This window comes from Streptomyces sp. NPDC056580 (genome assembly GCF_042793175.1).
Classification (GTDB): Bacteria; Actinomycetota; Actinomycetes; order Streptomycetales; family Streptomycetaceae; genus Streptomyces.
Map to the genome: position 1 here is coordinate 78,299 of NZ_JBHTVE010000008.1, position 26,600 is coordinate 104,898.

Below are 26,600 nucleotides of genomic sequence, written 5' to 3' on the forward strand. Positions count from 1 at the left end.
AAACAAGCCGAGTTTAGGGACTGCCGACACCGCTCATCGACCCGTTCCCAATGGTGAGCTTGCCCACACGGAGCGTGATCCGAGGCCCGCTCGACCCGCGAAAGCCCATGTCGCACCTGGGGTGCGGCAGGACTCCTCCGGGCAACCCTAGCCCCGACGTGTGGTCAAGGTCTCTGTGAGAGGGTGCCGCGCCCCACTCCGAATCTTTGTCGAGTCCCTACGAATGGCCCAATGATTCTTTGCCGGTGGCCGAACCCTTGTCCCGGGGTTTACCCGTTAGTAGCGTTCACGATGACTCGAACGTACCCGGAGTAACGGGTCTGGCTGGAGAGTGGGTGGGGGCTGGTGGTGCGCAGGCCGGTGGCAGGGATCGTGGCGGTCGTCCTCCTGGCCGAGGCGTTCGGCATCGGGGCGCTCAACTGGTTCCTCGGGGTGATCGTGGAGCGTCAGCGGATGTCGCTGGCCGGACTGGACCCGGACGTCATGTCGGCGTCCTCGAAGGTCGGCGGCCTCGTCTTCGGCCTCTACTTCGCCCTGTGCGCCCTGGTGGCCCTCCTGGTGGCGGTACGCGACCGCGCGCCCGCCGGCTTCGGCCGGGTGCTGCTGATCAGCGTCGCGGTCGTGCACGGCCTGCTGGGGGCGTTCACGCTGAGCCTGGTGGGCTGGCAGGCCTTCGTGTTCATGGTGGTGATGCTCGGCCTGCTCGTCCTGCTGCTGGTGACGTACGACCGGGACGGCGGCCCGGCGGGGGACGCCTCCGGCGGCGCGCCCGGGGCGGGCGGCGACCCGCGGGTGGAGGACGAGCCGGCGGCCGGGCCCGCGCGGGAGGCGGGCGCCTCGCACGGCGGCGCCGGCGAGCCGCAGGACGGGGACGAGGAGCCGCAGGACTCCGTCCCCGCCCAGGTCACTCAGCCGGTTCCCACAACTCCGTGATGCCGACGCCGAGTTCGGCCAGCAGCCGGCGGACGAGGGGCAGGCTGATGCCGATCACGTTGCCGTGGTCGCCGTCGATGCCCTCGATGAACGGCGCCGAACGGCCGTCCAGGGTGAACGCCCCGGCGACGTAGAGGGGTTCGCCGGAGGCGACGTAGGCGGCGATCTCCTCGTCGCTCGGCTCGCCGAAGCGGACGACGGTGGACGCGGTCGCGGAGACGTAGCGCTTCGCCGTCGTGTCCCAGATGCAGTGCCCCGTCTGCAGGGTCCCGGCCCGTCCGCGCATGGCCTTCCAGCGGGCGGTGGCCTCCCCGGCGTCGGCCGGCTTGCCGAGTGCCTGCCCGTCCAGCTCCAGCACCGAGTCGCAGCCGATGACCAGGGCGCCCAGCACCTCCGGCTTCGCCGCCACCACCGAGGCCTTGGCTTCGGCCAGGGCGAGCGCCAGCTCCGCCGGGGTGGGCGCGGTCACGGCGTCCTCGTCCACCCCGCTCACGATCACCTCGGGGGCGAGGCCCGCCTGGCGCAGCAGGCCGAGCCGGGCGGGGGACTGGGAGGCGAGGACGAGTCGCCTGCGTGGCTTGGCAGTCATGCGGCCAGGTTAGGCCCTCGTGTGCGGATCACGCGCCGCGCTACCGAAGGCCGATCACGATCATTCCCAGCACCATCGCCAGGGCCAGGACGAGTCCGAGCCGCCGCAGCATCTCCTGCGTGTCGCGCAGTTCTTCGGGCGGCTCGTTCTCGGGGTCTGACCACAGCATCCCTCCAGCGTGCCGGTGGCTTCCGGCCGGGCGCCTGAGTACCCGTACTCAAGTCGCTTGCCCGGCGTCGCGCTCAGCTTGGCCAGTAGGTGCGGGTCCAGGACGCGGGGCCCGGCTGGGGCAGGCGCGCGGACGCGATGCGGGCGGGGTCCGACCACGAGTCCCTCGTCCCGGCCGCGCCGGGCGGCGCCGCGGCGACCGCCACGGCGCGGGCCCGGACCACCGCCAGTGCGGCGGCCAGCTCCTCAGGCGTCGGGTTGCCTCGTACGACCTTGATGTTCATGACCGCTCCAGGGGGTCGGCGGGGCCGGGGCCGGCCCGGCGGGGTGCGCCGGGCCGGCCCCGCAGGTCCTACAGGGGGATGTTGCCGTGCTTCTTCGGAGGGAGGGATTCCCGCTTCGTGCGGAGCTGACGCAGGCCCCGGACGACGTGGGAGCGGGTGTCGGACGGCATGATCACCGCGTCGACGTAGCCGCGCTCGGCCGCGACGTAGGGGTTGAGCAGGGTGTCCTCGTACTCCTGGATGAGCTGGGCCCTGGCGGCCTCGCCCTCTCCGCGGCCCTCCGCCTCGGCGATGGTGCGGCGGTGCAGGATGTTGACGGCGCCCTGGGCGCCCATGACCGCGATCTGGGCGGTCGGCCAGGCCAGGTTGAGGTCGGCGCCCAGGTGCTTGGAGCCCATGACGTCGTAGGCGCCGCCGAACGCCTTGCGGGTGATGACGGTGATCAGCGGGACCGTCGCCTCGGCGTAGGCGAAGATCAGCTTGGCGCCGCGCCGGATGATGCCGGTGTGCTCCTGGTCGACGCCCGGCAGGAAGCCCGGCACGTCGACGAAGGTGAGCACCGGGACGTTGAAGGCGTCGCAGGTCCGCACGAAGCGGGCGGCCTTCTCCGAGGCGTCGATGTCCAGGCAGCCGGCGAACTGCATCGGCTGGTTGGCGACGATGCCCACCGGATGGCCCTCGACCCGCCCGAAGCCGGTGACGATGTTCGGCGCGAACAGCGCCTGCGTCTCGAAGAACTCGGCGTCGTCCAACACGTGTTCGACCACCGTGCGGATGTCGTACGGCTGGTTCGCGCTGTCCGGAACCAGGGTGTCCAGCTCCAGGTCCTCGGCGCTGACGGCGAGGTCCGCCTCCTCCGGGAAGACCGGGGCCTCGCTGAGGTTGTTGGACGGCAGGTACGACAGGAGCTGCTTGACGTACTCGATGGCGTCCTTCTCGTCCCCGGCCATGTGGTGGGCCACACCGGAGGCGGAGTTGTGGGTGCGGGCGCCGCCCAGCTCCTCGAAGCCGACGTCCTCGCCGGTGACGGTCTTGATGACGTCCGGACCGGTGATGAACATGTGCGACGTCTGGTCGACCATGACCGTGAAGTCGGTGATCGCCGGGGAGTACACCGCGCCGCCCGCGCACGGGCCGACGACCAGGCTGATCTGCGGGATCACCCCGGAGGCGTGGGTGTTGCGGCGGAAGATCTCGCCGTAGGCGCCCAGCGAGGCCACGCCTTCCTGGATGCGCGCGCCGCCTGAGTCGTTGATGCCGATGACCGGGCAGCCGGTCTTCAGCGCGAAGTCCATCACCTTGACGATCTTCTGGCCGTAGACCTCGCCGAGGGCGCCGCCGAAGACGGTGAAGTCCTGGGAGAACACCGCGACCGGGCGGCCGTCGACCGTGCCGTAGCCGGTCACGACACCGTCGCCGTACGGGCGGTTCTTCTCCAGGCCGAAGTTGGTGGAGCGGTGACGGGCGAACTCGTCCAGCTCGACGAAGGAACCCTCGTCGAGAAGGAGTTCGATGCGCTCACGCGCCGTCAGCTTGCCCTTGGCGTGCTGTTTCTCGACGGCGCGCTCCGAGCCGGCGTGCGTCGCCTCGTGGATGCGGCGCTGCAGATCCGCGAGCTTGCCCGCGGTCGTGTGGATGTCGATCTCTTGGCGCTCTTCCGGCTCGGACATCGGGATCGCGGCTCCCTGCCTGCTCAAAAGGGGGGACGGTTACTCATCCGTAGCGTAGTGGTGCCGCTGCGCATCAGCAGTGCGGCGTTTCCCACACCTAGGGTGACTTGCATGACGCCGCACAATGCATCAGACGACAACCGCTGGTCCGATCTGGACCGTCCGCCCCTGAACGCCGCGGCGCTGCGGCGCGGGCTGGTCCGGGAGGGCGGGCTGTGGTCGGCGGTGGACGTGGTCCAGCGCACCGGATCCACCAACTCCGACCTGGTGGCCAGGGCCGCCGCCGGCCGGGCCGGGGAGGGCGCGGTGCTCGTCGCCGAGGAGCAGACGGCAGGGCGGGGCCGGCTGGACCGGCAGTGGACCGCTCCGCCGCGCTCCGGTCTGTTCTTCTCCGTGCTGCTGAAGCCGGCCGAGGTGCCGGTCGCCCGCTGGGGCTGGCTGCCGCTGCTCACCGGTGTCGCGGTGGCGACCGGGCTGTCCCGGACGGCCGGCGTGGACACGGCGCTGAAGTGGCCAAACGACCTGCTGGTGACCGTCGGCGGCGAGGAGCGCAAGACCGGCGGCATCCTCGCGGAGCGGGCCGGGGACGACGGGGTCGTCATCGGCGTGGGCGTCAACGTCAGCCTGCGCGCGCCGGAGCTGCCGGTGCCGCAGGCGGGGTCGCTGGCGCTGGCCGGGGCTGCGAACACGGACCGGGACCCGCTGCTGCGCGGCGTGCTGCGGTCGCTCGAGGACTGGTACGGGCGGTGGCGCTCGGCGGCGGGCGACCCGGACGTCAGCGGACTGCAGGAGACCTACGCGGCGGGGTGCGCGACGCTGGGGCGCACGGTCCGGGCGGAACTGCCCGGGGACCGCTCCGTGGTCGGCGAGGCGGTGGCGGTCGACGGTGACGGACGCCTGGTCATCGCCACGGAAGAGGGGGTGCGGGAGCCGGTGGGCGCGGGCGACATCGTCCACCTGCGCCCCGCGTAGTGCGCCCCGAGGGCCCGGGAGCGGCTGCCGCTCCCGGGTGCCCCGGGGCGCGCGGAGAACCGCGTGCGGGGCCCTCGTGGGCCCGCGGCCGGGGGCGACGGGACGGCACACCCGGGGCTGTCGCCGGCCGGGGGCCCGGTTTCGGCCGGCCGGTGCCGGAGGGGGACCCCCGCTCGGCCCGACGGAGTGAGCTGGCGCACACTGCCGTAGAGTTGAGGCCGGTCGTACCTGACCGCGGCAGATCGGAAGGGCAGCAGGCGTGACCGTCGACGACACGGGTTCCGGCGCGGACGCGCAGGTGGATCCCCACGCCGCCGACCCCGGCGACGATCCGCTCGCCCTGCGTCTCGAGCAGCTCATCCTCGGCGCCGAGCGGCGCTACACGCCGTTCCAGGCGGCCCGCAGCGCCGGTGTCTCCATGGAGCTGGCGTCCCGCTTCTGGCGCGCCATGGGCTTCGCCGACATCGGGCAGGCCAAGGCGCTCACCGAGGCCGACGTGCTCGCCCTGCGGCGGCTCGCCGGTCTGGTCGAGGCCGGTCTGCTGAGCGAGGCCATGGCGGTGCAGGTGGCCCGGTCCACGGGGCAGACCACCGCCCGGTTGGCCGAATGGCAGATCGACTCCTTCCTGGAGGGCCTGACCGAGCCGCCCGAGCCCGGCATGACCCGCACCGAGGTCACCTATCCGATCGTCGAGCTGCTGCTGCCCGAGCTCGAGGAGTTCCTGGTCTACGTGTGGCGGCGGCAGCTCGCCGCCTCGGCCGGCCGGGTCGTGCAGACCGCCGACGACGAGGAGATGGTCGACCGGCGGCTCGCGGTCGGCTTCGCCGACCTGGTCGGCTTCACCCGGCTGACCCGGCGGATGGAGGAGGAGGAGCTCGGCGAGCTGGTCGAGGCCTTCGAGACCACGGCCGCCGACCTGGTCGCCGCGCGCGGCGGGCGGCTCATCAAGACCCTCGGCGACGAGGTGCTCTACGTCGCCGACGACGCGGGCACGGCCGCGGACATCGCACTGCGGCTGGTGGAGACGATGGCCAACGACGAGACGATGCCGGAGCTGCGCGTCGGGATGGCGTTCGGCACGGTCACCACGCGCATGGGCGACGTCTTCGGCACGACCGTCAACCTGGCCTCCCGGCTGACCTCCATAGCCCCGCGCGACGCCGTGCTGGTGGACAGCGCCTTCGCCGAGGAGCTGGTGCGCACCAAGGAGGCGCCCGCCTCGGAGGCGGAGGCCGCCGAGGCGGCCGCCGCCGCGGAGAAGGAGGGCGAGGAGCCGCCGGTGTACCGCTTCGCGCTCCAGCCGATGTGGCAACGCCCGGTGCGCGGGCTCGGAGTGGTCGAGCCGTGGCTGCTCGCCCGCCGCGACGGTCAGTCCTGACCGTCGCCCAGCACGTCCACGCAGAGGCCGATCACCGGCAGGCACAGGCCGCCGCCGCCCCGGGTGGGCGGGTCCGTCGGGCCGTGGCTCGGGGCCGGCGCGGGCGTGGTCCTGGTCGGCGCGGGCGCCGGCTGCGAGGCGTGCGGGGCGGTGGTGGCCGGCTCGGTGTCCCGCGGCCCGCTGGTCGGTGCGGTGCTGCCGCTCGGCGGCGCGAGGCGGGTCGCCGAGGCGCTGGGGGCGGCCGGGTGCGGATCCGCCGGCGCTTCCGTGTCCGTCGGCGCCGCGTTCACCCCGTCCATGGCCGCGGTGGCCGAGGGCCGGGCGGTGCGGACCGTGGCCGAGGCGGCGGCCGGGGCCGAGGAGCGGGCGGTGACGGTGCCGCTCGGGTCGAGCCGGGGCTCGGCCTGCGCCGCGTCCGGGGCGCCGACACCGGACTCCGGTGCGGCGCGCACGAGGCTGAGCACCCCGGCGGCCAGCGCCAGACCCCCCGCGGCCAGCAGCACCTTGCGGGGGCGGGGCCTGCGGTGCCGGCCGCGGTGGCCGGGAAGCGTCGCGGTCCGGGCCGCGGTGCTCCGCTGATTCGTTTCCCCGGCACCGGACCCGGCGCGTATCGGTCTCATGAGGTCCCCTCCCCACCGTGGCGCGGAGCGCACGCTATGCGCGCTCATGGTCGGTGTGGACCGAAACGGCCGGGATGTCACTCGAACGGGTGTAGGGGAGCGGAGGGGACGGCTCTTTCCCGCGGCGGGGTGCGGCTGCGATGATCGGGACGGCAGTGAGTTAACCCGCGTTAACCGGAGGGTGTCATGAGCGAGGAGCGGTACGGGGAGTTCGTGCTGGTGCGGCGGCACGGGCACGTGGCGGAGCTGGTGCTGGACCGGCCGAAGGCCATGAACGCCGTCTCGACGGAGATGGCCCGCTCCCTCGCGGGCGCGTGCGCTGCGCTCGCCGCCGACCGGGAGGCGCGGGTGGTCGTGCTGACCTCCTCGCACGAGCGCGCGTTCTGCGTCGGGGCCGACCTGAAGGAGCGGAACTCCTTCAGCGACGCCGACCTGGTGCGGCAGCGGCCGGTGGCGCGCGGGGCGTACACCGGGGTGCTGGAACTGCCGATGCCGACCGTCGCGGCGGTGCACGGCTTCGCGCTGGGCGGAGGGTTCGAGCTGGCGCTTTCCTGCGACCTGATCGTGGCCGACCCGACGGCGGTGGTGGGGCTGCCGGAGGTGTCGGTGGGCGTGATCCCGGGCGGCGGCGGCACGCAGCTCCTGCCGCGGCGGGTCGGGGCGGCCCGGGCGGCCGAGCTGATCTTCACCGCCCGGCGGCTGGACGCGGCGGAGGCGGCGGGCCTCGGGCTGGTGGACGAACTGGTCGAGGAGGGCCGGGACCGCGAGGAGGCGCTGGCGCTGGCGGCGCGCATCGCCCGGAACTCGCCGGTGGGGCTGCGTGCGGCCAAGCGGGCGCTGCGGCTGGGGCACGGCCTGGACCTGCGGGCCGGTCTGGAGGTCGAGGACGCGGCGTGGCGGTCGGTGGCGTTCTCCGGGGACCGGGCGGAGGGCGTGGCGGCCTTCAACGAGAAGCGCGAGCCGCGGTGGCCGGGCGAGTGACGGTGCGGGACGCCGCCTGACGGCGGTCCACCCGGGGCCGGCCGCCCGTCCCGACAGGGACCGGCCGGGCGGCGTCGCGTCGAGTCGGCAGCGCGATGCCTTGATGTTCCTGTTCATCTCATTTCCTCCCTAATCTGGAGCAATGGGTGAGGACAAGCGGCTGGCCGCCGTGGTGGCGCTGGCTCAGGGGATGGCCGCGGCGCGTGCGCCGATGGAGTCGTGGCGCGCCGCCGCGCTCGGCGCGTGCTGGGCGCTGGACGGCAGCTTCGCCGCGCTGTCGGTGTGGGAGCGGGACCTGGGCCGGCTGCGCGTGCTGGTCAACGTGGGGGAGCGCCGCCCGGACGAGGAGGAGTTCCCGGAGGCCGAGACCTACCCGGTGCACCAGTTCCCGGAGATCACCGAGTTCCTGCACGAGCGCTGGGTCGGCGGGGGCGGTCCGAACGCCTGGGTGGAGACCGCCGAGGGCACGGCCGCCGGCGACCCCGGCTACTTCCACCAGCGGGTGGCCGCGCTGCGCCGCCGCGGCCGGGGCTGCTGCGTGGTCGCCCCCGTCGTGCTGCACGGCCGGGCGTGGGGCGAGCTGTACGTGGCCCGGGCGGTCAGCGCCCCCGTCTTCGGGCCTCCCGACGCCGACTTCGCCACCGTGCTGGCCGCGGTCGTCGCCGCGGGGCTGGCCCAGACCGAGCGGCTCGAGGAGGCCCGCCGGCTGGCGTTCACCGACTCCCTCACCGGCCTGGCCAACCGCCGTGCCGTGGACGTCCACCTGGAGGAGGCCGTCGAGCGGCACCGCACCCGGGGTGTGGTCGTCAGCCTGGTCGTCTGTGATCTCAACGGGCTGAAGCGGGTCAACGACACCCTCGGGCACGCCGTCGGCGACCGGCTGCTGGAGCGGTTCGGCTCGGTGCTGTCGCTGTGCGGGGCGATGGTGCCGGGGGCGCTCGCCGCACGGCTCGGCGGCGACGAGTTCTGCCTGCTGGTGGCCGGCCCGCCCGCGGACGACGTGGTCAAGGCGGCGGACGAGCTGTGCCGGCGGGCCGGGGAGCTGGAGCTGGGCGAGGGGGTGGCCTGCGGCGTCGCCTCGACCGAGGACCCGATCGGGCCGGTGCGCGACGCCCGGCGGCTGTTCCGGCTGGCCGACGCCGCGCAGTACCGGGCCAAGGCCCTGGGGGCGGATCGGCCGGTGGTGGCGGGCCGTGAGGGGCCGGACGACCCCGTCGTACGCCTCGCCGACGAGCCCTCCCCGGGGCGGGCCGAGCGGCGCCGCTTCAGGGGCCGGCTGCCCTGAGAGCGCCCGGGGCGTACCCCCGCGGGACGGTAAGGGGTGCTCCCGCACCCCACTAGTGACACCAACGCATTCAATGCGTACGCTCCTGAATATGGATATGCACACTGTGGTGGTGGGGACGTCCGGTGTCACGGCGTCCGACGTTCTCGCCGTGGCGCGCGGCGGTGCCCGCATCGAGCTGTCGGCCGAGGCCGTGGCGGCCCTCGCGGCGGCCCGGGAGATCGTGGACGCCCTCGCGGCCAAGCCCGACCCGGTCTACGGCGTCTCCACCGGTTTCGGAGCCCTGGCGACCCGGCACATCAGCCAGGAACTGCGCGCCCAGCTGCAGCGCAACATCGTCCGCTCGCACGCCGCCGGCATGGGCCCGCGGGTCGAGCGGGAGGTCGTACGCGCCCTGATGTTCCTGCGGCTGAAGACCGTCTGCTCCGGGCACACCGGGGTCCGGCCCGAGGTCGCGCAGACCATGGCCGACGTGCTCAACGCCGGGATCACCCCGGTCGTGCACGAGTACGGCTCCCTGGGCTGCTCCGGGGACCTGGCCCCGCTCTCCCACTGTGCCCTGGCCCTCATGGGCGAGGGCGACGCGGAGGGCCCCGACGGCGTGGTCCGGCCGGCCGGCGAGCTGCTCGCCGAGCACGGGATCGCCCCCGTCGAGCTGCGCGAGAAGGAGGGGCTCGCCCTCCTCAACGGCACCGACGGCATGCTCGGCATGCTGGTCATGGCCCTCGCCGACCTCGACACCCTGTACAAGTCCGCCGACGTCACCGCCGCCCTCAGCCTGGAGGCGCTGCTCGGCACGGACAAGGTGCTCGCCCCCGAGCTGCACGCCATCCGCCCGCACCCGGGTCAGGGCGCCTCCGCCGCCAACATGCTGGCCGTGCTCAAGGGCTCCCAGCTCACCGGCCACCACCAGGACGACGCCCCGCGCGTCCAGGACGCCTACTCGGTGCGCTGCGCTCCGCAGGTCGCCGGCGCCGGCCGGGACACCCTCGCGCACGCCCGCCTGGTCGCCGAGCGCGAGCTGGCCTCCGCCGTGGACAACCCCGTCGTGCTGCCCGACGGGCGGGTGGAGTCCAACGGCAACTTCCACGGGGCCCCGGTCGCCTACGTCCTGGACTTCCTCGCCATCGCGGCCGCCGACCTGGCCTCCATCGCCGAGCGCCGTACCGACCGGCTGCTCGACAAGAACCGCAGCCACGGGCTGCCGCCGTTCCTCGCCGACGACGCCGGCGTCGACTCCGGCCTGATGATCGCCCAGTACACCCAGGCCGCCCTGGTCAGCGAGCTGAAGCGGCTGGCCGTCCCGGCCTCGGCCGACTCCATCCCGTCCTCCGCCATGCAGGAGGACCACGTGTCCATGGGCTGGTCGGCCGCGCGCAAGCTGCGCACCGCCGTCGGGAACCTCACCCGGGTCATCGCCATCGAGCTGTACGCGGCCACCCGCGCCATCGAACTGCGCGAGGGGCTGAACCCGGCGCCCGCCTCCCGGGCGGTGATCGACGCCGTACGCGCCGCCGGCGTGCGGGGACCGGGCCCGGACCGCTTCCTGGCCCCCGACCTGGCCGCCGCCGACGCCTTCGTCCGCGGGGGGCGCCTCGTCACCGCCGCGGAGTCCGTGACGGGGCCGCTGGCCTGACCCGCGTCCGGTGGGGGGCGCCGTCGGACGGCGCCCCCCACCGGCCCGGCCCCGTCCGCGGACGGGCCGTCACTTCAGCTTGGCCGCCTGTGCCTTGACGACCGGCGCGGAGACCGAGTACGGCTTCTTGGACATCATCGCGCCGATGTTGACCGTGGAGTACGTCGCCAGCGTGTTGCCGTGCCGCACGACCTCTGCGTGCAGCGGCATGTCACCCTCGTCGGAGCTGTCGTTGGTCGCGGTGAAGGCCACCGACTCGTCACCCGTGCCCGAGGACTTCTCCTCGGCCACCTTGGTGAACTTCCCCTTCTCGCCGTCCTGCTCACCGGCGAAGCCGCCCGAGCACGCCTTCACCGCGTCCGAGACCGACTTCAGGGCCTTCCCGGCGCCGTCACCGTCGTACGAGGCCAGGGTGACCACGGTGACGTCCAGGTCCATGGACTTGTTGAGCGCGTCCTCGAACTTGCCGTCGGCCAGATCGTCCAGGGACGTCGCGTCGTCCGTGGGGTCCTTCTTGTCCTCCGTCGCCATGCGGCTGGCCTGCGCCGCCGGCTCGCCGGGGGCGATGGCGGTGAGGGCGCGCAGCAGCGGGTCGCACCGCGCTTCGCCCGCCTTGACCTTGCTCTTGTCGGGGATCCCGCCCTTGACGGCCTCGACCTTGAATCCCGGCACCTCGCCCTTGGCGATGAGCCGGTCCTTCAGCTCGGCGGCGGTCAGCGCCTTGGCGGAGCCGCCCCCGCCGTCCCCGGAGCCGCCGTCGGAACAGCCCGTCACGAGGGCGAGCGAGAGGGCGCCGACGACCGCGGTGGCGCACAGCCGCACGCCCGATGATCTCTTCATGAGCGGACTATGCGTGTACTGTCAAAGAATCGTCAAGCGGTATTAAAGGCCGAGGCGTTCCCGGCGCACCGAATACACCACGAACCCGGCGCCCACGGCGAGGAACAGGCTGCCGCCGGCCACGTACGGCGTGGTGTCGAAGCTGCCGGTGTCGGCCAGTTCCGCGGTGTCCGCGGCGTCGGCCGCGGTGCCCTCGGACACGGCCTTCGCCTGCTGGGTGACGGGTGTCGTCGAGGCCGCCCCGGTCGCCGCTCTCGCCGGGCCGTCCTGCGACGCGTTGGCGGACGGGACGAACCACAGGGCGCACAGCAGCGTTCCCGCGGCGGTGGCGGTCAGCAGCGGACGGCGAGCGGATGACACGGAATATCGATCCCCTTGTGACGCTGGCGAATTGGCCGTGTGGGGCGATGTTAGTGAAAATCGCGGGTCACAGGAAAGTCACAAGGGGTTTCAGTCGTACGCTCGCGGCATGAGCACGGAAGAGACATCCAGATTTGTACGACTTCGGGTGGAGTTGGTCCTCGAGGTGGAGGACGGCGACGAGCTGACCAAGGCCGCGCTGCGCCGGCTCGCCGCCGATCCGGAGCTGCCGCAGGAGGAGCGGGCGCACGCCGAGGACGCTGTGACGGAAGACACCGCGGAGGCCCTCGCGTACCTCGTGGATCCGTTCGACCTGGTCAGCGAGGTGCCCGGGGTGGAACTCCAGCAGGCCTCCTGGTCCAGCGAGCACATCGACTACGACCCCGACTCCCCGGACTGGGAGATGGACGGGGATGATGTAGAGGACGACGAGTAAGAGGGCGGCATCGGCTGAGCGTCCAGGGGCACTTGTGCACCCCGGACGGCAACCGCCGTCCGGGGTTTTCTCGTCTCAGGGGGCGCGCGGACGACTTCGGCACCACCCGTCACGGGCGGACGTGGGGAGACCCACACCCGCAGTCGGCGTGGAGCGGGGCGAATCGCCCGTAGCGTTGGTGGTTCCCATGGGGACCCGGGGTTCGCGACGACGGCAACGATGGAGAAGCGTGTGATGACGGACAGCAAGCGGCGCAGGGGCCTCACGGTCGCGTCCGCACTGCTCGGTGGCGTGCTGGCACTCACCGGATGTTCCGGCGGCGGCGGCGACGCCAAGGGGTCCGACAGCGGTGACACCTCGCAGGCCAAGGCCGACGAGGCGGCGGCCAAGAAGTCCTCCGAGGCCCAGATCACCATCACGCCGAAGGACGGCTCGAACAACGCCTCCATCAACAACTCGGCCGCCGTCAAGGTCGCCAAGGGCACCCTCACCAACGTGTCCATGACCACCGAGGACGGCAAGACCGTGGCCGGCGCACTGTCCGCCGACCGCACGAGCTGGCAGCCCGACGCCCAGCTGGAACGGTCGACCACCTACAGGCTCGCCGCCGAGGCCAAGGACTCCGCCGGCCGCGTGGCCCACGAGAACGCATCCTTCACCACGGTCTCGCCGGCCAACAGCTTCATAGGCAACTTCACGCCGGAGAACGGTTCGACCGTCGGCGTGGGCATGCCGGTGTCGATCAACTTCGACAAGGCGATCACCAACAAGGCCGCCGTGCAGAAGGGGATCACGGTCACCTCCAGCAGCGGTCAGGAGGTCGTGGGCCACTGGTTCAACGCCAACCGCATCGACTTCCGCCCCCAGGAGTACTGGAAGGAGAACTCCACCGTCACGCTGAAGCTCGCGCTCGACGGCGTCGAGGGCGCTTCCGGCGTCTACGGCGTGCAGCAGAAGACGGTCACCTTCCACATCGGCCGCAACCAGGTCTCCTACGTCGACGCGCAGACCAAGAAGATGAAGGTCACGCAGGACGGCAGGACGATAAAGACCATACCGATCTCCGCCGGTTCCCCGGAGAACAAGACGTACGAGGGCATCATGGTGATGTCCGAGAAGTTCAAGCAGACGCGCATGAACGGCGCGACCGTGGGCTTCACCGACGACGACGGCAAGGGCGAGTACGACATCAAGGACGTGCCCCACGCCATCCGGCTGACCAGCTCCGGCACCTTCCTGCACGGCAACTACTGGGGCGCGAAGTCCATCTTCGGCAGCGTCAACACCAGCCACGGCTGCGTGGGCCTGTCCGACACCAAGGGCGCCAACGACCCCAGCACGCCGGCCGCGTGGGTCTACAACCACTCCCTCGTCGGTGACGTCGTGGTGGTCCGGCACACCGGTGACAAGACGGTCTCCCCGGACAACGGCCTCAACGGCTGGAACATGGACTGGGCGCAGTGGAAGGCCGGTTCGGCCGTCTGATCCCGCGCTCCCCGCACACCCGCTTTCGTGCCGTCCCTGCCGACAGGGGCGGCACCGGCGTTTTCCGGGCTCCTCCTGGCGCGGGGCGCGGCCTTCTCATGGTTCTTTTATTTCGGCCTTATCGAGTCATCACGGTCCGTCCCTAGCTTGCGGGCATGTTCTTCACCTACCTGAGGCGCGAACTGCGCCGCCGTAGAAAGGCGGCTCTCGTCGTCGCCTCCGGTCTCGCGCTCGGCATCGCGCTCGTCATCGTGGTCGACTCGGTGTCCAGCGGGATGGGCAAGGCCCAGGACAAGGTCCTGCAGTCGCTGTACGGGCTGGGCACGGACATGACCGTCACCAAGGCCGCCTCGGCGTCCACCGGCGACGCGCAGCGGCCGCGCTTCCGCTTCGACGCGCAGAACGACGGCGACTCGAAGTCCCAGAGCAGCGACCGGGTCATGGTGCAGGGGTTCACCACCCTCGCCTCCTCGACCGTCACCGAGGTCGCGGGCCAGCGGGGGGTCTCCTCGGCCGTCGGCGGTCTCAGCCTCAACGTGGTCAAGGTCAACGGCCAGTTCACCCGCGGCCAGTTCCAGCAGAACGGCGACGCCGGCGGGCAGCCGGGCCGTCCCGGCGGCGCCGAGAGCGGCCGGCCGCAGGGCGAGGTGCGCGGCGGCGGCGCCGACTTCGACATCAACCAGTACACCGTCTTCGGCACCGACGTGACCCGGACCGCGCTCGGTCCGCTGACCTGCTCGAAGATCACCAGCGGCCGCACCTTCCGCACCACCGAGACCGACGCCGAGGTGGCCGTCGCCGACTCGGCCTACGCCAAGTCGAAGAAGTACAAGGTCGGTTCGACGGTCACGGTCAAGGGCACCGAGTTCAAGGTGATCGGCATCGCCACCGCCGACAGCGGTGACGCCGCGGCCGACCTGTACGTCCCGCTGAAGCGGGCGCAGACCCTCGCCGGCGAGAAGAACAAGATCACCACGATCTACGTCAAGGCGACCGACTCCCAGCGGATCGACACGGTGAAGAGCGCCATCCAGAAGAACGTCGCCGGCACCACGGTCACCACCTCCGCCGACCTGGCCAAGACCGTCTCGGGTTCGCTGTCCACCGCCTCGTCGCTCGCCACCAAGGTCGGCAAGTGGCTGTCGATCGTGGTGCTCGTGGCCGCGTTCCTGGTGGCCGGACTGCTCACCTCCTCCGCCGTCTCCCGCCGGGTGCGCGAGTTCGGCACGCTGAAGGCCCTGGGCTGGAAGTCCGGCCGGGTGACCCGGCAGGTGGTCGGCGAGGCGGTCGTCAACGGCCTGGTCGGCGGCGTCCTCGGCATCGCGCTCGGTCTGGCGGGCGCCTACGCCGTGACGGCGATCAGCCCCAGCCTGCAGGCGCAGCTCGGCGGCGGCACGGGCGGGGGCGGCGGCTTCGGCGGCGGACCGGGCGGTGGCGGCGGCTTCGGCGGCCCCGGGCGCCAGGCGGCCAGGACCCTGGAGGTGGCCCTCACCGCCCCGGTCAGCGTCACCACGATCTTCCTCGCGGTGGGCCTCGCGGTGGCCGGCGGCCTGACCGCGGGCGCGTTCGGCGGCTGGCGGGCCTCGCGGCTGCGTCCGGCCGACGCGCTGCGGCGCGTGGAGTAGCGGCCGGCCCGCACCGAACGCGCGGCGCACGGCGGCGCGCACCATCCGAACGCCCCCAGGAGTCCCCATGTACGAACTCAGGAACGTCACCAAGCGCTACACGAGAGGCAAGGAGAGCGTCCACGCCCTCGAAGGCATCGACCTGACCATCCCCGACGGTGACCGCCTGGTCATCCAGGGCCCCACCGGCGGGGGCAAGTCCACCCTGCTGCAGATGCTCGGCGGGCTGGACCGGCCCACCTCCGGAGAGGTGGTCCTGGACGGCACCGACCTGGCCGGGCTCTCCGAGGGCCGGCTGACCCGGGTCCGCAGCGAGAACATCGGCTTCGTCTTCCAGTCGTTCAACCTCATCCCCACCCTCACCGCGCAGGAGAACGTCGAGACCGCCCTGGTCCCGCTCGGGGGGAAGGTGGGGGAGCGGCGCGAGCGGGCGGCCGAGGCGCTGAGCTCCGTCGGCCTCGGCGAGCGTCTGGCCCACCTGCCCTCGGAGATGTCCGGGGGGCAGCAGCAGCGTGTCGCCATCGCCCGGGCCCTCGTCAAGCGGCCCAAGGTGCTGCTCGCCGACGAGCCGACCGGCAACCTCGACGAGGGGACGCGCGACGAGATCATGGACGTGCTCGAACGCCTGTGGAAGGAGCACGGGCTGACCTTCATCATGGTCACCCACGACTCCTCGATCGCGCGGAAGGCCCCGCGGCTGGCGACCCTGCGCAAGGGCCGGATCACCGTCAAGGAGAACGCCGGCGCCTGACCGCCCATAACACCGCACGCTCCGGCGGGACTTCGCGGTTGTGTAACGGTGTCCCGCCCGGGGCGTAACAGTTCCCGGCGGGGCTTGCCGTCCCGTCTCCCGCTCTTGAGGCTTCCGATCACCCCCCGCCATACTGCGTGCTCCGGGGGGATTGACGTGCAGGTGTACGAATCTTCCCCCGGCCGGGTGAACGGGGAATTCGCCCGGTACCTCATCTCCAGGGGGAGAACTTGCGCAGACAAGTGAAGAGAGCCGCCGCGGCCACCGTGGCCACCGCCGCGGCCGTCGCCCTCGCAGCGGGTATGACCAGCCCGGCGTCGGCGAACCAGGGCAGGCGGATCCCGGCCGCCGCCTCGGCGTCAACCGCCCGGCACCACGTCACCCTGATCACCGGTGACCGCGTGACCCTCGACGGCAAGGGCCGGATCGTCGGCCTGCGACGGGCCGAGGGACGCGAGCACATACCGTTCCAGGTCCGCAAGGCCCACGGACACACCCTGGTCGTCCCGGCCGACGCGGCCCGCCTGGTCGCCTCCGGCACGCTGGACCAGCGGCTGTTCGACATCACCGAGCTGAACCGCGCGGCCAACCGCAAGGCCCAGAAGAACGGCCTGAAGGTCATCGTCGGCTACCGCGGCACCGCCAACGCCGCCAGGACCGACGTCCGCGACGCGGGCCACCTGCGCCGCACCCTCAAGGCGCTGAACGCGGACGCCGTGCAGGCCCCGGCCCGGGACACCAGGGGGCTGTGGGCCGCGGTCACCGACGGGGACCGGGCCGCCTCCGGCATCGCGCACGTCTGGCTCGACGGCGTCCGCAAGGCGTCCCTGGACAAGTCCGTGCCGCAGATCGGCGCCCCCACCGCGTGGGCCGCCGGCTACACCGGCAAGGGCGTGAAGGTCGCCGTCCTGGACACCGGTGTGGACACCACCCACCCGGACCTCAAGGACCAGGTGACCGAGTCCAGGAACTTCACGCAGGCCGCCGACGCCACCGACCACTTCGGGCACGGCACGCACGTCGCGTCCATCGTGGCGGGCACCGGAGCCAAGTCGGGCGGCAAGTACAAGGGCGTCGCACCGGACGCCGAGATCCTCAACGGCAAGGTGCTGGACGACTCCGGCTACGGTGACGACTCCGGCATCATCGCCGGCATGGAGTGGGCGGCCGCGCAGGGCGCCTCCGTCGTCAACCTCAGCCTGGGCGGCTACGACACCCCCGAGGTGGACCCGCTCGAGGCCGAGGTCAACAAGCTCTCCGCCGAGAAGGGCATCCTGTTCGCGATCGCCGCGGGCAACGAGGGTCCCCGGTCGATCGGCTCGCCGGGCAGCGCGGACGCCGCACTCACCGTCGGCGCCGTCGACGACAAGGACGCGCTGGCGGACTTCTCCTCCACCGGCCCGCGGACCGGCGACGGCGCCATCAAGCCGGACGTCACCGCGCCCGGCGTCGACATCACCGCAGCGGCGGCCAAGGGCAGCGTCATCGACCGGGAGGTCGGCGAGAAGCCCGAGGGCTACCTGACCATCTCCGGCACCTCGATGGCCACCCCGCACGTCGCCGGCGCCGCCGCCATCCTGAAGCAGGAGCACCCCGACTGGGGTTACGCCGAGCTGAAGGGCGCGCTCACCGGCTCCGCCAAGGGCGGCAAGTACACCCCCTTCGAGCAGGGTTCGGGCCGGATCGCGGTCGACCGCGCGATCAAGCAGTCCGTCGTCGCCGAGCCCGTCTCGGTCGGCTTCGGCACCCAGGCCTGGCCGCACACCGACGACAAGCCGGTCACCAAGCCGCTGACGTACCGCAACCTCGGGGACGAGGCCGTCACGCTCGACCTGACCAGCACCGCCACCGACCCCAAGGGCCACGCGGCCCCGGCCGGCTTCTTCAAGCTGGACGCGACCCAGCTCACCGTCCCGGCCCACGGCACGGCCTCGGTCGGCCTCACCGCCGACACCAGGCTGGGCGGCGCCGTCGACGGCTCCTACTCCGCCTACGTGACCGCGACCGGCGGCGGGCAGAGCGTCCGCACGGCCGCCGCGGTTCAGCGCGAGGCGGAATCGTACGACCTGACGCTGAAGTTCATCGGCCGGGACGGCAAGCCGGCCCCGTACTACAGCGCCGACCTGACCGGCGTGTCGGGCCTGGCCCGCGGCCAGTACCTGAACCCGTACGACCAGTCCGGCACCGTGAAGGTGCGCGCGCCCAAGGGCACGTACATCCTCAACAGCGGTGTCATCGCCGACCCCGCGAACGCCGCCAAGGGCGCCGACTGGATCGCCCAGCCGAAGCTGACCGTCACCAAGAAGCAGACGGTCACCGTCGACGCGCGCAAGGCCAAGCCGGTGGACATCACCGTGCCGGCGTCCGGCACCAGGTCCGAGTTCGCCGTCCCGGAGTTCGACGTCACCGTCGGCGACGGCCAGTACGGCTACGGCTGGCTGCTCGACTCGTACAAGAACTTCCGCACCGCGGCCCTCGGCCCGCGGCCGGCCTCCGGCACCCTGTTCCAGCAGTGGGACGGCCACTGGTCGAAGGGCGCGACGCAGGAGTACGCCACCGTCTCCGGCGGCCCGGTCGAGCAGTTCGCCACCGGTTACACCAAGCACTACAAGCCGGCCGACCTGGCCACGGTCAAGGCCCGGCTCGGCGCCGCCGCGAGCGGCAAGACCGGCTCCGTGGGCGCGTTGGGCCGGCTGCCCGGCAGCACCAGCGGCTCCGCAATCAGCCTCCAGCGCAAGCTGCCCGCCACGCACACCCTGCACCTGTCCGCCAGGGGCGGCGTGCGGTGGCAGCTCGAGTTCGAGCAGGACGGCGGGGTCGACCAGGACGGCTTCCCGGTCGCCGACGCCGCCTACTCGTCGCTCCCGTGGCCGTTCAAGGCGGGCAAGACGTACACCAGGACCATGAACACCGCCGTCTTCGCCCCTCGCGTCGGCGCCGACCTCGGTGTCTTCCGGGAGGGCAACGAGATCTACGGTTCGCTGCCGCTGTTCGCCGACGGCTCCGGGAACACCGGCTACTCGGTGTTCTCCTCGGCGCGCACGACCCTGTACCGCGACGGCGTCAAGGTCGGCTCCAACCACGACCCGCTGTTCGGCGAGGAGACCTTCAAGGTCCCGGCCGGTAACGCCGCCTACAAGCTGACCACCTCGGTCAGGCGTCCGGCCACGGTCGCGAAGGCCTCCTCGCGGATCGACGCGAGCTGGACCTTCCGCTCGAAGAAGCCGGCGGACGGATTCGCCCGGCTCCCCGTCTCGGCGCTGCACTTCGGCGCGAAGACCGGACTGGACAGCCGGGTCGAGGCCGGGAGGAAGGCCACCTTCCCGGTGACCGTCGAGGGCTCGGCCGCGGGCCGCAACCTGAAGTCCCTGAAGGTGTACGTCTCCTACGACGGCAAGACCTTCAAGGCCACCCAGGTCCGCGGGGGCGGGATCACCGTGAAGAACCCGGCGCGGAACAAGTCCGTCTCGTTCCGCGCCAAGATCACCGACAAGAAGGGCAACACCTCGCTGATCACCGTCTACGACGCCTACTACGGCAAGTGAGCGGCGGGCAGCGGTTCTGAGGTCCCGCGAGCGGGGGCGTGCCGGGAGACAGCTTCCGGCACGCCCCTTCGCCGTGCCGCCGGCGCCTGTCCGGCGACCCGGACGACAGGCCCGGAACCGGTCCGGCTGGTCAGGCCGACGGCACCCCGCGGGCCGCGTCCGTGCCCCAGCTCGCCAGCAGCCGCAGCGACTGCGCGGACGGGGAGTCCGGCTCGGCGTGGTAGGTGACCAGCGCCTGGTCGCCGTCGTCCGCCAGCCGGAACGTCTCGAAACTCAGGGCCAGCTCACCCACCAGGGGATGCAGCAGGCGCTTGACGCCGTAGCCCTTCTCCTTGACGTCGTGGGTGGCCCACAGTCTGCGGAACTCCGCGCTCTTCACCGACAGTTCGCCGACCAGGGCGGACAGCCGCGGGTCGTCCGGACAGCAGCCCGCGTCCATGCGCAGGGCGCAGACGATGTCGATCGCCTTCTGCTCCCAGTCGATGAACAGGTCCCGGTAGTCGGGGCGCAGGAACACCATCCGGGCCCAGTTGCGCTCGACGGGCGCGAGTTCGGCCCAGTCGCCGAAGACCGCGGCCGCCATCCGGTTCCAGGCGAGGATCTCCGAGCGCCGGCCGACCACGTACGCGGGGACGCCGTCCATCGAGTCCAGCAACTGGCGCAGCGCCGCCCGCACCTGCTGCTGCCGGGCCGCCGGCTTCTTCTTGTGCGCGGTCGGCTTGGCCAGGTGGGTGAGGTGGGCGTGCTCGGCGTCCGTCAGGCGCAGGGCCCGGGCGATGGAGTCCAGCACCTCCGCCGAGACGTTCCGCCCGTTGCCCTGCTCCAGCCGTGTGTAGTACGCCACCGACACACCGGCGAGCTGGGCCAGTTCCTCGCGGCGCAGCCCCGGCACCCTGCGGCGCCGGCCGAAGTGGGGCAGTCCCACGTCCTCCGGCTGCAGCCGGGCACGCCGGCTGCGCAGGAACTCGCTCAGCTCGGCCCACCGGTCCAGGGGCGGTCCGGCGGCGGCTTCCGGCTGTAGGTCCATAGGGCCAAGTATCCGTGGTGCCGCGCGGTCGTACGCCGGTCAGCCTGTCCCCGCCAGTGGTAGGCACGATGGTCGTACGAAAAGGCGTGACCTGGGTGACTCGCTGGACATGGGGCACGCTGGAAGACGTACCTGGCCGGAAGGCGACCGGTCACCGAGAGTCTGCTAGGAGATCCCCCCATGACCACTGTTGCCGCCTATGCCGCGCCCGCCGCGAAGGCCCCGCTGGAGCGCACCACCATCGAGCGGCGTCCGGTGGGCGAGTCCGATGTCCTGATCGACATCAAGTTCGCCGGCATCTGCCACTCCGACATCCACCAGGCCCGTGAGGGCTGGGGCGAGGCGATCTTCCCGATGGTCCCCGGGCACGAGATCGCGGGCGTGGTGTCCGAGGTCGGCCCGGGCGTGACGAAGTTCGCCGTGGGCGACCGGGTGGGCGTCGGCTGCATGGTCGACTCCTGCCGCGAGTGCGACAACTGCAAGGCCGGTCTGCAGCAGTACTGCGACCGCGGCCCGACCTGGACCTACAACTCCGTCGGCAGGGACGGGGAGCCGACCTACGGCGGCTACTCCGAGAAGATCGTGGTCGACGAGAACTACGTCGTCCGCATCCCCGACGGGCTGTCCCTCGACGTGGCCGCCCCGCTGCTGTGCGCCGGCATCACCACCTACTCCCCGCTCAAGCGCTGGAACGCGGGCCCCGGCAAGCGGGTCGCCGTGGTCGGCCTCGGCGGTCTCGGCCACATGGGCGTCAAGATCGCGCACGCGATGGGCGCCGAGGTCACCGTGCTGTCCCAGTCCCTGCGCAAGAAGGACGACGGCCTGAAGCTGGGCGCCGACCACTACTACGCCACCAGCGACCCGGCGACCTTCGAGAGCCTGAAGGGCACCTTCGACGTCATCCTCAACACCGTGTCGGCCCCGCTCGACTTCGGCGCCTACCTCTCGCTGCTGCGCACCGGCGGCGCGATGGTCAACGTCGGCCTGCCCGAGGAGCCGGTCCACGTGGCCCTGTCCTCGCTCTTCGGCAACCTGCGCAACCTGACCACCTCCAACATCGGCGGCATCCCCGAGACCCAGGAGATGCTGGACTTCTGCGCCGAGCACAGCCTGGGCGCGGAGATCGAGCTGATCGGCGCGGCCGAGATCAACGACGCCTACGAGCGGGTGGTGGCCAGCGACGTCCGCTACCGCTTCGTCATCGACACGGCCACCATCTGACCGCCGCGTCCTAACGGGTCCGGGGCCGCCGACGGCTCCGGACCCTGCGGTCCGCCGGTCCTGCGGTCCGCCGGTCCTGCGGTCCTGCGGTCCTCCGGTCCGCCGGTCCGCCGGGCGTCCGGGTGTCCGGTCCGCCGGTCCGCCGGTCCGCCGGTCCTGCGGTCCTCCGGTCCGCCGGGCGTCCGGGTGTCCGGTCCGCCGGTCCGCCGGCCGGCTCAGGCGAGGCCGAAGCTCTCCCCGTCGGCGTACGAACGCACGCTCACGCCGTCTGCGCCGGGCCGTACGACGTGCGCCCGCCCGAGCCCCTCGACCCGGGCGGCCGGCCCCGCCACCTCCACCAGGGTGTTCTCGTCGACGGCGACGCCGTAGGGCACGTCCCCGCGCGCCACCGCCGTCACCAGCCGCGCCAGCGTCCCCCACTGGGCGGCATGCACGTCCACCGCGAACGGCACCAGCCCCAGCCCCGGCCGCACCGCGACCTCCGCCAGGTCCTCCGCCGTGTCCTCGGGGCACACGGGAACCCCGTCCACCAGCCAGCCGCCGACCACCGCCCGCCGGGCGGCGACGGCGGCACCCGCGGAGAACCCCGCGTACGGCACCCTGCGCTCGGCGAGCAGCCGCGCCAGCCGGTCCGCGCAGCCGGCGAACGCCTCCTGGTAGGCGGGCGTCAGCCCACCGCACACCAGCAGCCCGTCGGCGCCCTCCAGGGCGCTCTCCGGATCCAGACGCCCACCGAGCGGGACCAGCACCGGCACGGGCGCGCACGCGGCCCCGCTCTTGCCCAGAGCCTGCGCGAACCGGTCGAACTGCGCCGGTCCGTCGCCCTCGTCCAGCACGACACAGGCGATCCGGGGCACGCCGCCGGCGCGTTCCGCGGCCGCCCGCACGAACGGCGCGTACACCTCCGCCCGGTCCCAGCCGCCACCGATCAGAAACGTACGACCGTCCATCCAGCCCCTCCCGTTCACGCGTCGTCACACGACCCGCCGCCCTGTGACTTCCCGTCTGCTCGTCTTCTCGCCGTCTCGTTCTCGTGCGAGGGGCGAATGTACGGGGTCGGGGCCGGTGCCGTCGCCCGAAAAAGCGGGCGGGGACCAGTGCCGCGGCCGTCACCGTGCGGGCCACCGTGTCGCGCACCTGGCAGAAGTGGCGTGCCATGCCGTCACCCCGGTAGCGCCAGGGCAGCGCGTTGACGTGGCCGTCGGCCGGCTTGGACTGTTCGAGCGCGGCCTCTTCGCGGCCCTGCGATGGAGGTGGAACGCCGGCAGGTGGCGCGGCCGCCGACCGCCGCTCCCAGTCCCGGCCGACGCCGCTCAGCAGGCCGGCGGCGGGCCGCCGGTCACCCGCCCCGACCGCGGTGAGCGCCGCCGTCCAGTCCGCGGGCAGCGGGGCGGCGTGCTCGCTGTTCTGCCGCTCCACGGGCAGCGATCCCGTTCGGGGCCCGGCCGCGACCCGCCCGGACCGGTCGGCCGGGCAGGCCCGCAGGTCAGCCTGGCAGGCCCGCCGGGCTGCCGCCGGCCGCCTCGTACCCGGCCACCGCCAGCGCTCGGTGGGCGGCGAAGGCGGCGGCCGGGTCGGCGGACAGGATCCAGGGCAGCGCGCCGACATGGCCGTCGACGTGCGCGAGCTGGTCCATGGCCTCGGGCCAGCGCTCGGCCCGGACCAGGAAGAACAGCAGCAGATGGCGGACGTGCGCGAGCACCGGGTCGTCGGGGCGGGCGGTGTGCACCGCGTGCAGCGCGCCCTGCATCGCCCGGGTGACCACCTCGCTCTGGTAGAAGCTGCGGACCAGGTTCACCTCGGGAAGGTGCTCGAAGACCGCGAAGAGCGGCAGCGCGGCCAGCAGCGAACCCTCGGGGGCGCGGGCCGCGGCGCTCTCGGCGAACGCGTAGGCCTCCTCGCGGGAGCCGTGCCACTTCTCGCACCAGTAGTGCAGCGCGGCCAGATGCGCTCCCATGTGGTGCGGGGCGCGGTCCAGGACGTCCAGCCACAGCTTCTCGAACTCCGGCCGCGGACAGCCGAGGCCCCGTGCCGCGGACAGCTCGACGATGTAGGGGACCGGGTCGCCGGGGGCGAGCAGCGCCGCCTCGCCGCAGGCCTGCCGGGCCTCCTCCATGATGATCCGGAAGTCGTTCGTGCCCGGCGTCGACGTCCGCCACGCCTGCTGCGCCAGGAACTCGGCGTGCACGGCCGCGCCGCCGGCGTCCTTGGGGCGCTCCGCCCGCCACACCCGCAGCCACTGCCCGCCCGGCGTCTCGTGCACCCCGCCCGGGCGCTGCCCCAGCTCCAGCGCCGCCGCGCCGGCGAAGGCCTGCACCCGCTGCCAGCGCGCCTCGTCCTCCGCCGGGGTGCCGGCCAGGAGCTGGGCGGCGGGGCGGTAGTCCTGAGTGCGCTGCACCAGGTCGAGCACGTCCAGCAGATCCTTGTCGGGGCCGGGCATCCGCACGTCCAGCTCGTCCTCGGGCACGAAGCCGTAGGCCGCCACGCGCGCGCCGTCCGACAGGGCCGCCGGACCCCGCCCGGCCGCCCCGCGCCTGCGCCGCAGGGCTGGGAGCAGCACGAAGGACAGCAGGACCAGCGCCACGAGCAGCCAGAGAATCGCCATGCCTCAAGCGAACCAGACGCCGCCGCCGATTGGCCAACCCCGCCCGCCGGACCTGTGGAAAACCCGCGGCCCCGCAGTGGCGGCGCCCCGGAGCCGGCCGGCTCCCGGGCCCGTAGGACGTCACCATCCGGCCAAGCGCATTACGCTCGGTGCACATGAGCGACAGGCACATCAGTCAGCACTTCGAGACCCTCGCGATCCACGCGGGCAACACCGCGGATCCCCTCACCGGCGCGGTCGTCCCGCCGATCTACCAGGTCTCGACCTACAAGCAGGACGGCGTCGGCGGTCTGCGCGGCGGCTACGAGTACAGCCGCAGCGCCAACCCGACCAGGACGGCCCTGGAGGAGAACCTCGCCGCGCTGGAGGGCGGCCGGCGCGGTCTGGCGTTCGCGTCCGGCCTGGCGGCCGAGGACACCCTGCTGCGTACGCTGCTCAGCCCCGGCGACCATGTGGTGATCCCCAACGACGCCTACGGCGGCACCTTCCGCCTCTTCGCCAAGGTCGTCACCCGCTGGGGCGTGGAGTGGTCCGTCGCCGACACCAGCGACCCGGCCGCCGTGCGCGCCGCGATGACGCCGAAGACCAAGGTGGTCTGGGTGGAGACCCCCTCCAACCCGCTGCTCGGCATCACCGACATCGCCGCCGTCGCCCAGGTCGCGCACGACGCGGGCGCGCGGCTCGTCGTCGACAACACCTTCGCCACGCCCTACCTCCAGCAGCCGCTGTCGCTCGGGGCCGACGTCGTGGTGCACTCGCTGACCAAGTACATGGGCGGCCACTCGGACGTCGTCGGCGGCGCGCTGATCGTCTCCGACCAGGCGCTGGGCGAGGAGCTGACCTACCACCAGAACGCGATGGGCGCCGTCGCCGGCCCCTTCGACTCCTGGCTGGTGCTGCGCGGCACCAAGACCCTCGCGGTGCGCATGGACCGGCACAGCGAGAACGCCACACGGATCGCCGACATGCTGACCCGGCACGCGCGCGTGAGCAGCGTGCTCTACCCGGGCCTGCCCGAGCACCCCGGGCACGAGGTGGCCGCCAAGCAGATGAAGGCGTTCGGCGGCATGGTGTCCTTCCGGGTCGACGGCGGCGAGGAGGCGGCCGTCGAGGTGTGCAACCGCGCCAAGGTCTTCACCCTCGGCGAGTCCCTCGGCGGCGTCGAGTCGCTGATCGAGCACCCCGGCCGGATGACCCACGCCTCCGCGGCCGGCTCCGCCCTCGAGGTCCCGTCCGACCTGGTGCGCCTGTCCGTCGGCATCGAGAACGTCGACGACCTGCTCGAGGACCTGCAGCAGGCCCTCGGCTGACAGCGGGCCCCCGGCCGCGAGCGGGCCGGCCGCCGCCGCGGCCCGCCCGTCCGGGTCACCAGCCGGTGAGCGGTGGAGTCGTCTGCGAGGGCGGCTCCACCCACGGCTGGGTCCGCACCGCCCACACGGTGAACGCCACCACGGCCGCGCACAGCAGCAGCCACAGCAGGCGGTGCGCGAGCAACCTGCGCCGCAGCAGGCGGCTGCCGCGGCGGACCGCCTCGGCGTGCAGGTCGGGCGGCACCGGCACCGGGACCTGTTCCAGGACCCGGCGCACCGCGGCCTCCCGCTGGGCCCGGTTCACCGGTGCCTCCCGCCCGGCCGCCGCCTCATGAGGACGCCGCCTTCACGCCGGTCACGCGCGGCGCCTGTCTGCGCGCCGGATGCAGCACGGTGGCCGTCGCGCGGTCGCAGATGGCGTGCACCCGTTCCACGGGCAGGCCCAGCAGGGCCGCCGTCTGCTCCTCGGCCACCCCCTCGAACATCCGCAGCACCAGGATCAGCCGCTCCTGCGGCGCCAGTTCGGCCAGCGGGCTGCGCGGGTGCGGACGGCCCCGGCCCACGGCGCCGTAGTGCCGCCAGGCCTCGTGCGCGAACCGGGTGGCCAGGTACTGCCGGGCGCATTCGTAGGGGTCCTCGCCGCGCAGCCGGTGCCAGCGGGCGTAGGTGTGGGCCAGCGCCGGAGCCAGCAGCCTCCGCGCGCGCGGACCGTCGTCCGGGGCCTCCCCGGTGAGGAGGGTGGCGGCATGCAGCAGCCGCCCTGCCGCGCCCGCGACGAACGCCTCGAATTCCCGGGCCCGGCGGGCATCGCGGGACGCCTGCCGATCACGCACCGCGCCTCCCCCCTGAGGGGTCCTGTCCGGTACGGGACGGGCGGAC

The 26,600-nt window shown here is 72.9% G+C and carries 25 protein-coding genes; 13 read left to right on the plus strand and 12 right to left on the minus strand.

Features of this window, described 5'->3' with window-relative positions; all coding sequences use genetic code 11:
- The first annotated feature begins 360 nt into the window (after positions 1 to 360).
- Positions 361 to 933, plus strand: coding sequence for a hypothetical protein (locus ACFQ9Z_RS19115; RefSeq protein ID WP_383018690.1), 573 nt, complete (start codon positions 361 to 363; stop codon positions 931 to 933).
- Here the strand turns inward: ACFQ9Z_RS19115 and ACFQ9Z_RS19120 are convergent.
- From ACFQ9Z_RS19120 to ACFQ9Z_RS19135, 4 genes are all read right to left on the minus strand, one after another.
- A complete protein-coding gene (locus tag ACFQ9Z_RS19120; RefSeq protein ID WP_383018693.1) occupies positions 905 to 1,522 on the minus strand; it encodes a Maf family protein in 618 nt (205 codons plus the stop codon). The genes ACFQ9Z_RS19115 and ACFQ9Z_RS19120 overlap by 29 nt on opposite strands.
- 40 nt (positions 1,523 to 1,562) lie before the next feature.
- Positions 1,563 to 1,691, minus strand: coding sequence for a morphogenic membrane protein MmpB (mmpB, locus tag ACFQ9Z_RS19125; protein WP_268894155.1), 129 nt, complete (start codon positions 1,689 to 1,691; stop codon positions 1,563 to 1,565).
- Positions 1,692 to 1,764: 73 nt separating this feature from the next.
- A complete protein-coding gene (locus tag ACFQ9Z_RS19130) occupies positions 1,765 to 1,974 on the minus strand; it encodes an acyl-CoA carboxylase epsilon subunit (protein ID WP_383018696.1) in 210 nt (69 codons plus the stop codon).
- Between the two features lie 68 nt (positions 1,975 to 2,042).
- On the minus strand, positions 2,043 to 3,644 hold the full coding sequence (locus ACFQ9Z_RS19135) for an acyl-CoA carboxylase subunit beta (protein ID WP_383018699.1): 1,602 nt from the start codon (positions 3,642 to 3,644) through the stop codon (positions 2,043 to 2,045).
- Between the two features lie 111 nt (positions 3,645 to 3,755).
- On the opposite strand from ACFQ9Z_RS19135, the gene ACFQ9Z_RS19140 reads away from it, so the two are divergent.
- Complete coding sequence (locus tag ACFQ9Z_RS19140) at positions 3,756 to 4,616, plus strand: biotin--[acetyl-CoA-carboxylase] ligase (protein ID WP_383018702.1); 861 nt, start codon at positions 3,756 to 3,758, stop codon at positions 4,614 to 4,616.
- 259 nt (positions 4,617 to 4,875) lie between these two features.
- Positions 4,876 to 5,994 (plus strand): adenylate/guanylate cyclase domain-containing protein, encoded by a 1,119-nt coding sequence (locus ACFQ9Z_RS19145; RefSeq protein ID WP_281293639.1) that lies wholly within the window; start codon positions 4,876 to 4,878, stop codon positions 5,992 to 5,994.
- Here the strand turns inward: ACFQ9Z_RS19145 and ACFQ9Z_RS19150 are convergent.
- Positions 5,985 to 6,614, minus strand: coding sequence for a hypothetical protein (locus ACFQ9Z_RS19150; protein WP_383018705.1), 630 nt, complete (start codon positions 6,612 to 6,614; stop codon positions 5,985 to 5,987). The genes ACFQ9Z_RS19145 and ACFQ9Z_RS19150 overlap by 10 nt on opposite strands.
- A 186-nt stretch (positions 6,615 to 6,800) precedes the next feature.
- Here ACFQ9Z_RS19150 and ACFQ9Z_RS19155 point away from each other — a divergent pair, with 186 nt between their 5' ends.
- From ACFQ9Z_RS19155 to hutH, 3 genes are all read left to right on the plus strand, one after another.
- Positions 6,801 to 7,595, plus strand: coding sequence for an enoyl-CoA hydratase/isomerase family protein (locus ACFQ9Z_RS19155; protein WP_143627517.1), 795 nt, complete (start codon positions 6,801 to 6,803; stop codon positions 7,593 to 7,595).
- A 142-nt stretch (positions 7,596 to 7,737) separates the two neighbouring features.
- Positions 7,738 to 8,880: a diguanylate cyclase domain-containing protein gene (locus tag ACFQ9Z_RS19160; protein ID WP_383018708.1), complete on the plus strand. Its 1,143-nt coding sequence runs from the start codon at positions 7,738 to 7,740 to the stop codon at positions 8,878 to 8,880.
- A gap of 97 nt (positions 8,881 to 8,977) precedes the next feature.
- The gene (gene hutH, locus ACFQ9Z_RS19165) at positions 8,978 to 10,516 is read left to right on the plus strand and encodes a histidine ammonia-lyase (RefSeq protein WP_383019880.1); all 1,539 of its coding nucleotides are present in this window, start codon (positions 8,978 to 8,980) and stop codon (positions 10,514 to 10,516) included.
- A 69-nt stretch (positions 10,517 to 10,585) separates the two neighbouring features.
- Here hutH and ACFQ9Z_RS19170 read toward each other — a convergent pair whose 3' ends face one another.
- Together ACFQ9Z_RS19170 and ACFQ9Z_RS19175 are read right to left on the minus strand one after the other, a co-directional pair.
- The gene (locus tag ACFQ9Z_RS19170; protein WP_383018711.1) at positions 10,586 to 11,356 is read right to left on the minus strand and encodes a hypothetical protein; all 771 of its coding nucleotides are present in this window, start codon (positions 11,354 to 11,356) and stop codon (positions 10,586 to 10,588) included.
- Positions 11,357 to 11,398: 42 nt separating this feature from the next.
- Positions 11,399 to 11,716 carry an LAETG motif-containing sortase-dependent surface protein gene (locus ACFQ9Z_RS19175; protein WP_383018714.1) on the minus strand — a complete coding sequence of 106 codons (318 nt, stop codon included), beginning with the start codon at positions 11,714 to 11,716 and terminating at the stop codon, positions 11,399 to 11,401.
- A 109-nt stretch (positions 11,717 to 11,825) separates the two neighbouring features.
- On the opposite strand from ACFQ9Z_RS19175, the gene ACFQ9Z_RS19180 reads away from it, so the two are divergent.
- The 5 genes from ACFQ9Z_RS19180 (at position 11,826) to ACFQ9Z_RS19200 (ending at position 19,558) form a co-directional block, all read left to right on the plus strand.
- Positions 11,826 to 12,152, plus strand: coding sequence for a hypothetical protein (locus tag ACFQ9Z_RS19180; protein ID WP_383018717.1), 327 nt, complete (start codon positions 11,826 to 11,828; stop codon positions 12,150 to 12,152).
- A gap of 234 nt (positions 12,153 to 12,386) precedes the next feature.
- Positions 12,387 to 13,637, plus strand: coding sequence for an Ig-like domain-containing protein (locus ACFQ9Z_RS19185; protein ID WP_383018720.1), 1,251 nt, complete (start codon positions 12,387 to 12,389; stop codon positions 13,635 to 13,637).
- Between the two features lie 155 nt (positions 13,638 to 13,792).
- Complete coding sequence (locus tag ACFQ9Z_RS19190) at positions 13,793 to 15,262, plus strand: ABC transporter permease (protein ID WP_383018723.1); 1,470 nt, start codon at positions 13,793 to 13,795, stop codon at positions 15,260 to 15,262.
- 67 nt (positions 15,263 to 15,329) lie between these two features.
- Positions 15,330 to 16,013, plus strand: a complete 684-nt coding sequence (locus tag ACFQ9Z_RS19195; protein WP_383018726.1) for an ABC transporter ATP-binding protein — start codon at positions 15,330 to 15,332, stop codon at positions 16,011 to 16,013.
- A 242-nt stretch (positions 16,014 to 16,255) separates the two neighbouring features.
- A complete protein-coding gene (locus ACFQ9Z_RS19200; protein ID WP_383018729.1) occupies positions 16,256 to 19,558 on the plus strand; it encodes a S8 family serine peptidase in 3,303 nt (1,100 codons plus the stop codon).
- A gap of 130 nt (positions 19,559 to 19,688) precedes the next feature.
- On the opposite strand, the gene ACFQ9Z_RS19205 is transcribed toward ACFQ9Z_RS19200, so the two are convergent.
- Positions 19,689 to 20,585: a helix-turn-helix domain-containing protein gene (locus tag ACFQ9Z_RS19205; protein ID WP_383018732.1), complete on the minus strand. Its 897-nt coding sequence runs from the start codon at positions 20,583 to 20,585 to the stop codon at positions 19,689 to 19,691.
- A 180-nt stretch (positions 20,586 to 20,765) separates the two neighbouring features.
- Here ACFQ9Z_RS19205 and ACFQ9Z_RS19210 point away from each other — a divergent pair, with 180 nt between their 5' ends.
- Positions 20,766 to 21,806, plus strand: a complete 1,041-nt coding sequence (locus tag ACFQ9Z_RS19210; protein WP_383018735.1) for an NAD(P)-dependent alcohol dehydrogenase — start codon at positions 20,766 to 20,768, stop codon at positions 21,804 to 21,806.
- A 215-nt stretch (positions 21,807 to 22,021) separates the two neighbouring features.
- On the opposite strand, the gene ACFQ9Z_RS19215 is transcribed toward ACFQ9Z_RS19210, so the two are convergent.
- Both ACFQ9Z_RS19215 and ACFQ9Z_RS19220 read right to left on the minus strand, forming a co-directional pair.
- A complete protein-coding gene (locus tag ACFQ9Z_RS19215; protein WP_383018738.1) occupies positions 22,022 to 22,756 on the minus strand; it encodes a hypothetical protein in 735 nt (244 codons plus the stop codon).
- A gap of 536 nt (positions 22,757 to 23,292) precedes the next feature.
- Positions 23,293 to 24,411: a hypothetical protein gene (locus ACFQ9Z_RS19220; RefSeq protein ID WP_383018741.1), complete on the minus strand. Its 1,119-nt coding sequence runs from the start codon at positions 24,409 to 24,411 to the stop codon at positions 23,293 to 23,295.
- Between the two features lie 155 nt (positions 24,412 to 24,566).
- On the opposite strand from ACFQ9Z_RS19220, the gene ACFQ9Z_RS19225 reads away from it, so the two are divergent.
- Positions 24,567 to 25,721, plus strand: a complete 1,155-nt coding sequence (locus ACFQ9Z_RS19225) for a cystathionine gamma-synthase (protein ID WP_383018744.1) — start codon at positions 24,567 to 24,569, stop codon at positions 25,719 to 25,721.
- A 55-nt stretch (positions 25,722 to 25,776) separates the two neighbouring features.
- Here the strand turns inward: ACFQ9Z_RS19225 and ACFQ9Z_RS19230 are convergent, their stop codons facing one another.
- Together ACFQ9Z_RS19230 and ACFQ9Z_RS19235 are read right to left on the minus strand one after the other, a co-directional pair.
- Positions 25,777 to 26,025 (minus strand): hypothetical protein, encoded by a 249-nt coding sequence (locus ACFQ9Z_RS19230; RefSeq protein WP_383018747.1) that lies wholly within the window; start codon positions 26,023 to 26,025, stop codon positions 25,777 to 25,779.
- A 25-nt stretch (positions 26,026 to 26,050) separates the two neighbouring features.
- The gene (locus ACFQ9Z_RS19235; RefSeq protein WP_383018750.1) at positions 26,051 to 26,554 is read right to left on the minus strand and encodes a sigma factor-like helix-turn-helix DNA-binding protein; all 504 of its coding nucleotides are present in this window, start codon (positions 26,552 to 26,554) and stop codon (positions 26,051 to 26,053) included.
- Positions 26,555 to 26,600: the final 46 nt, after the last annotated feature.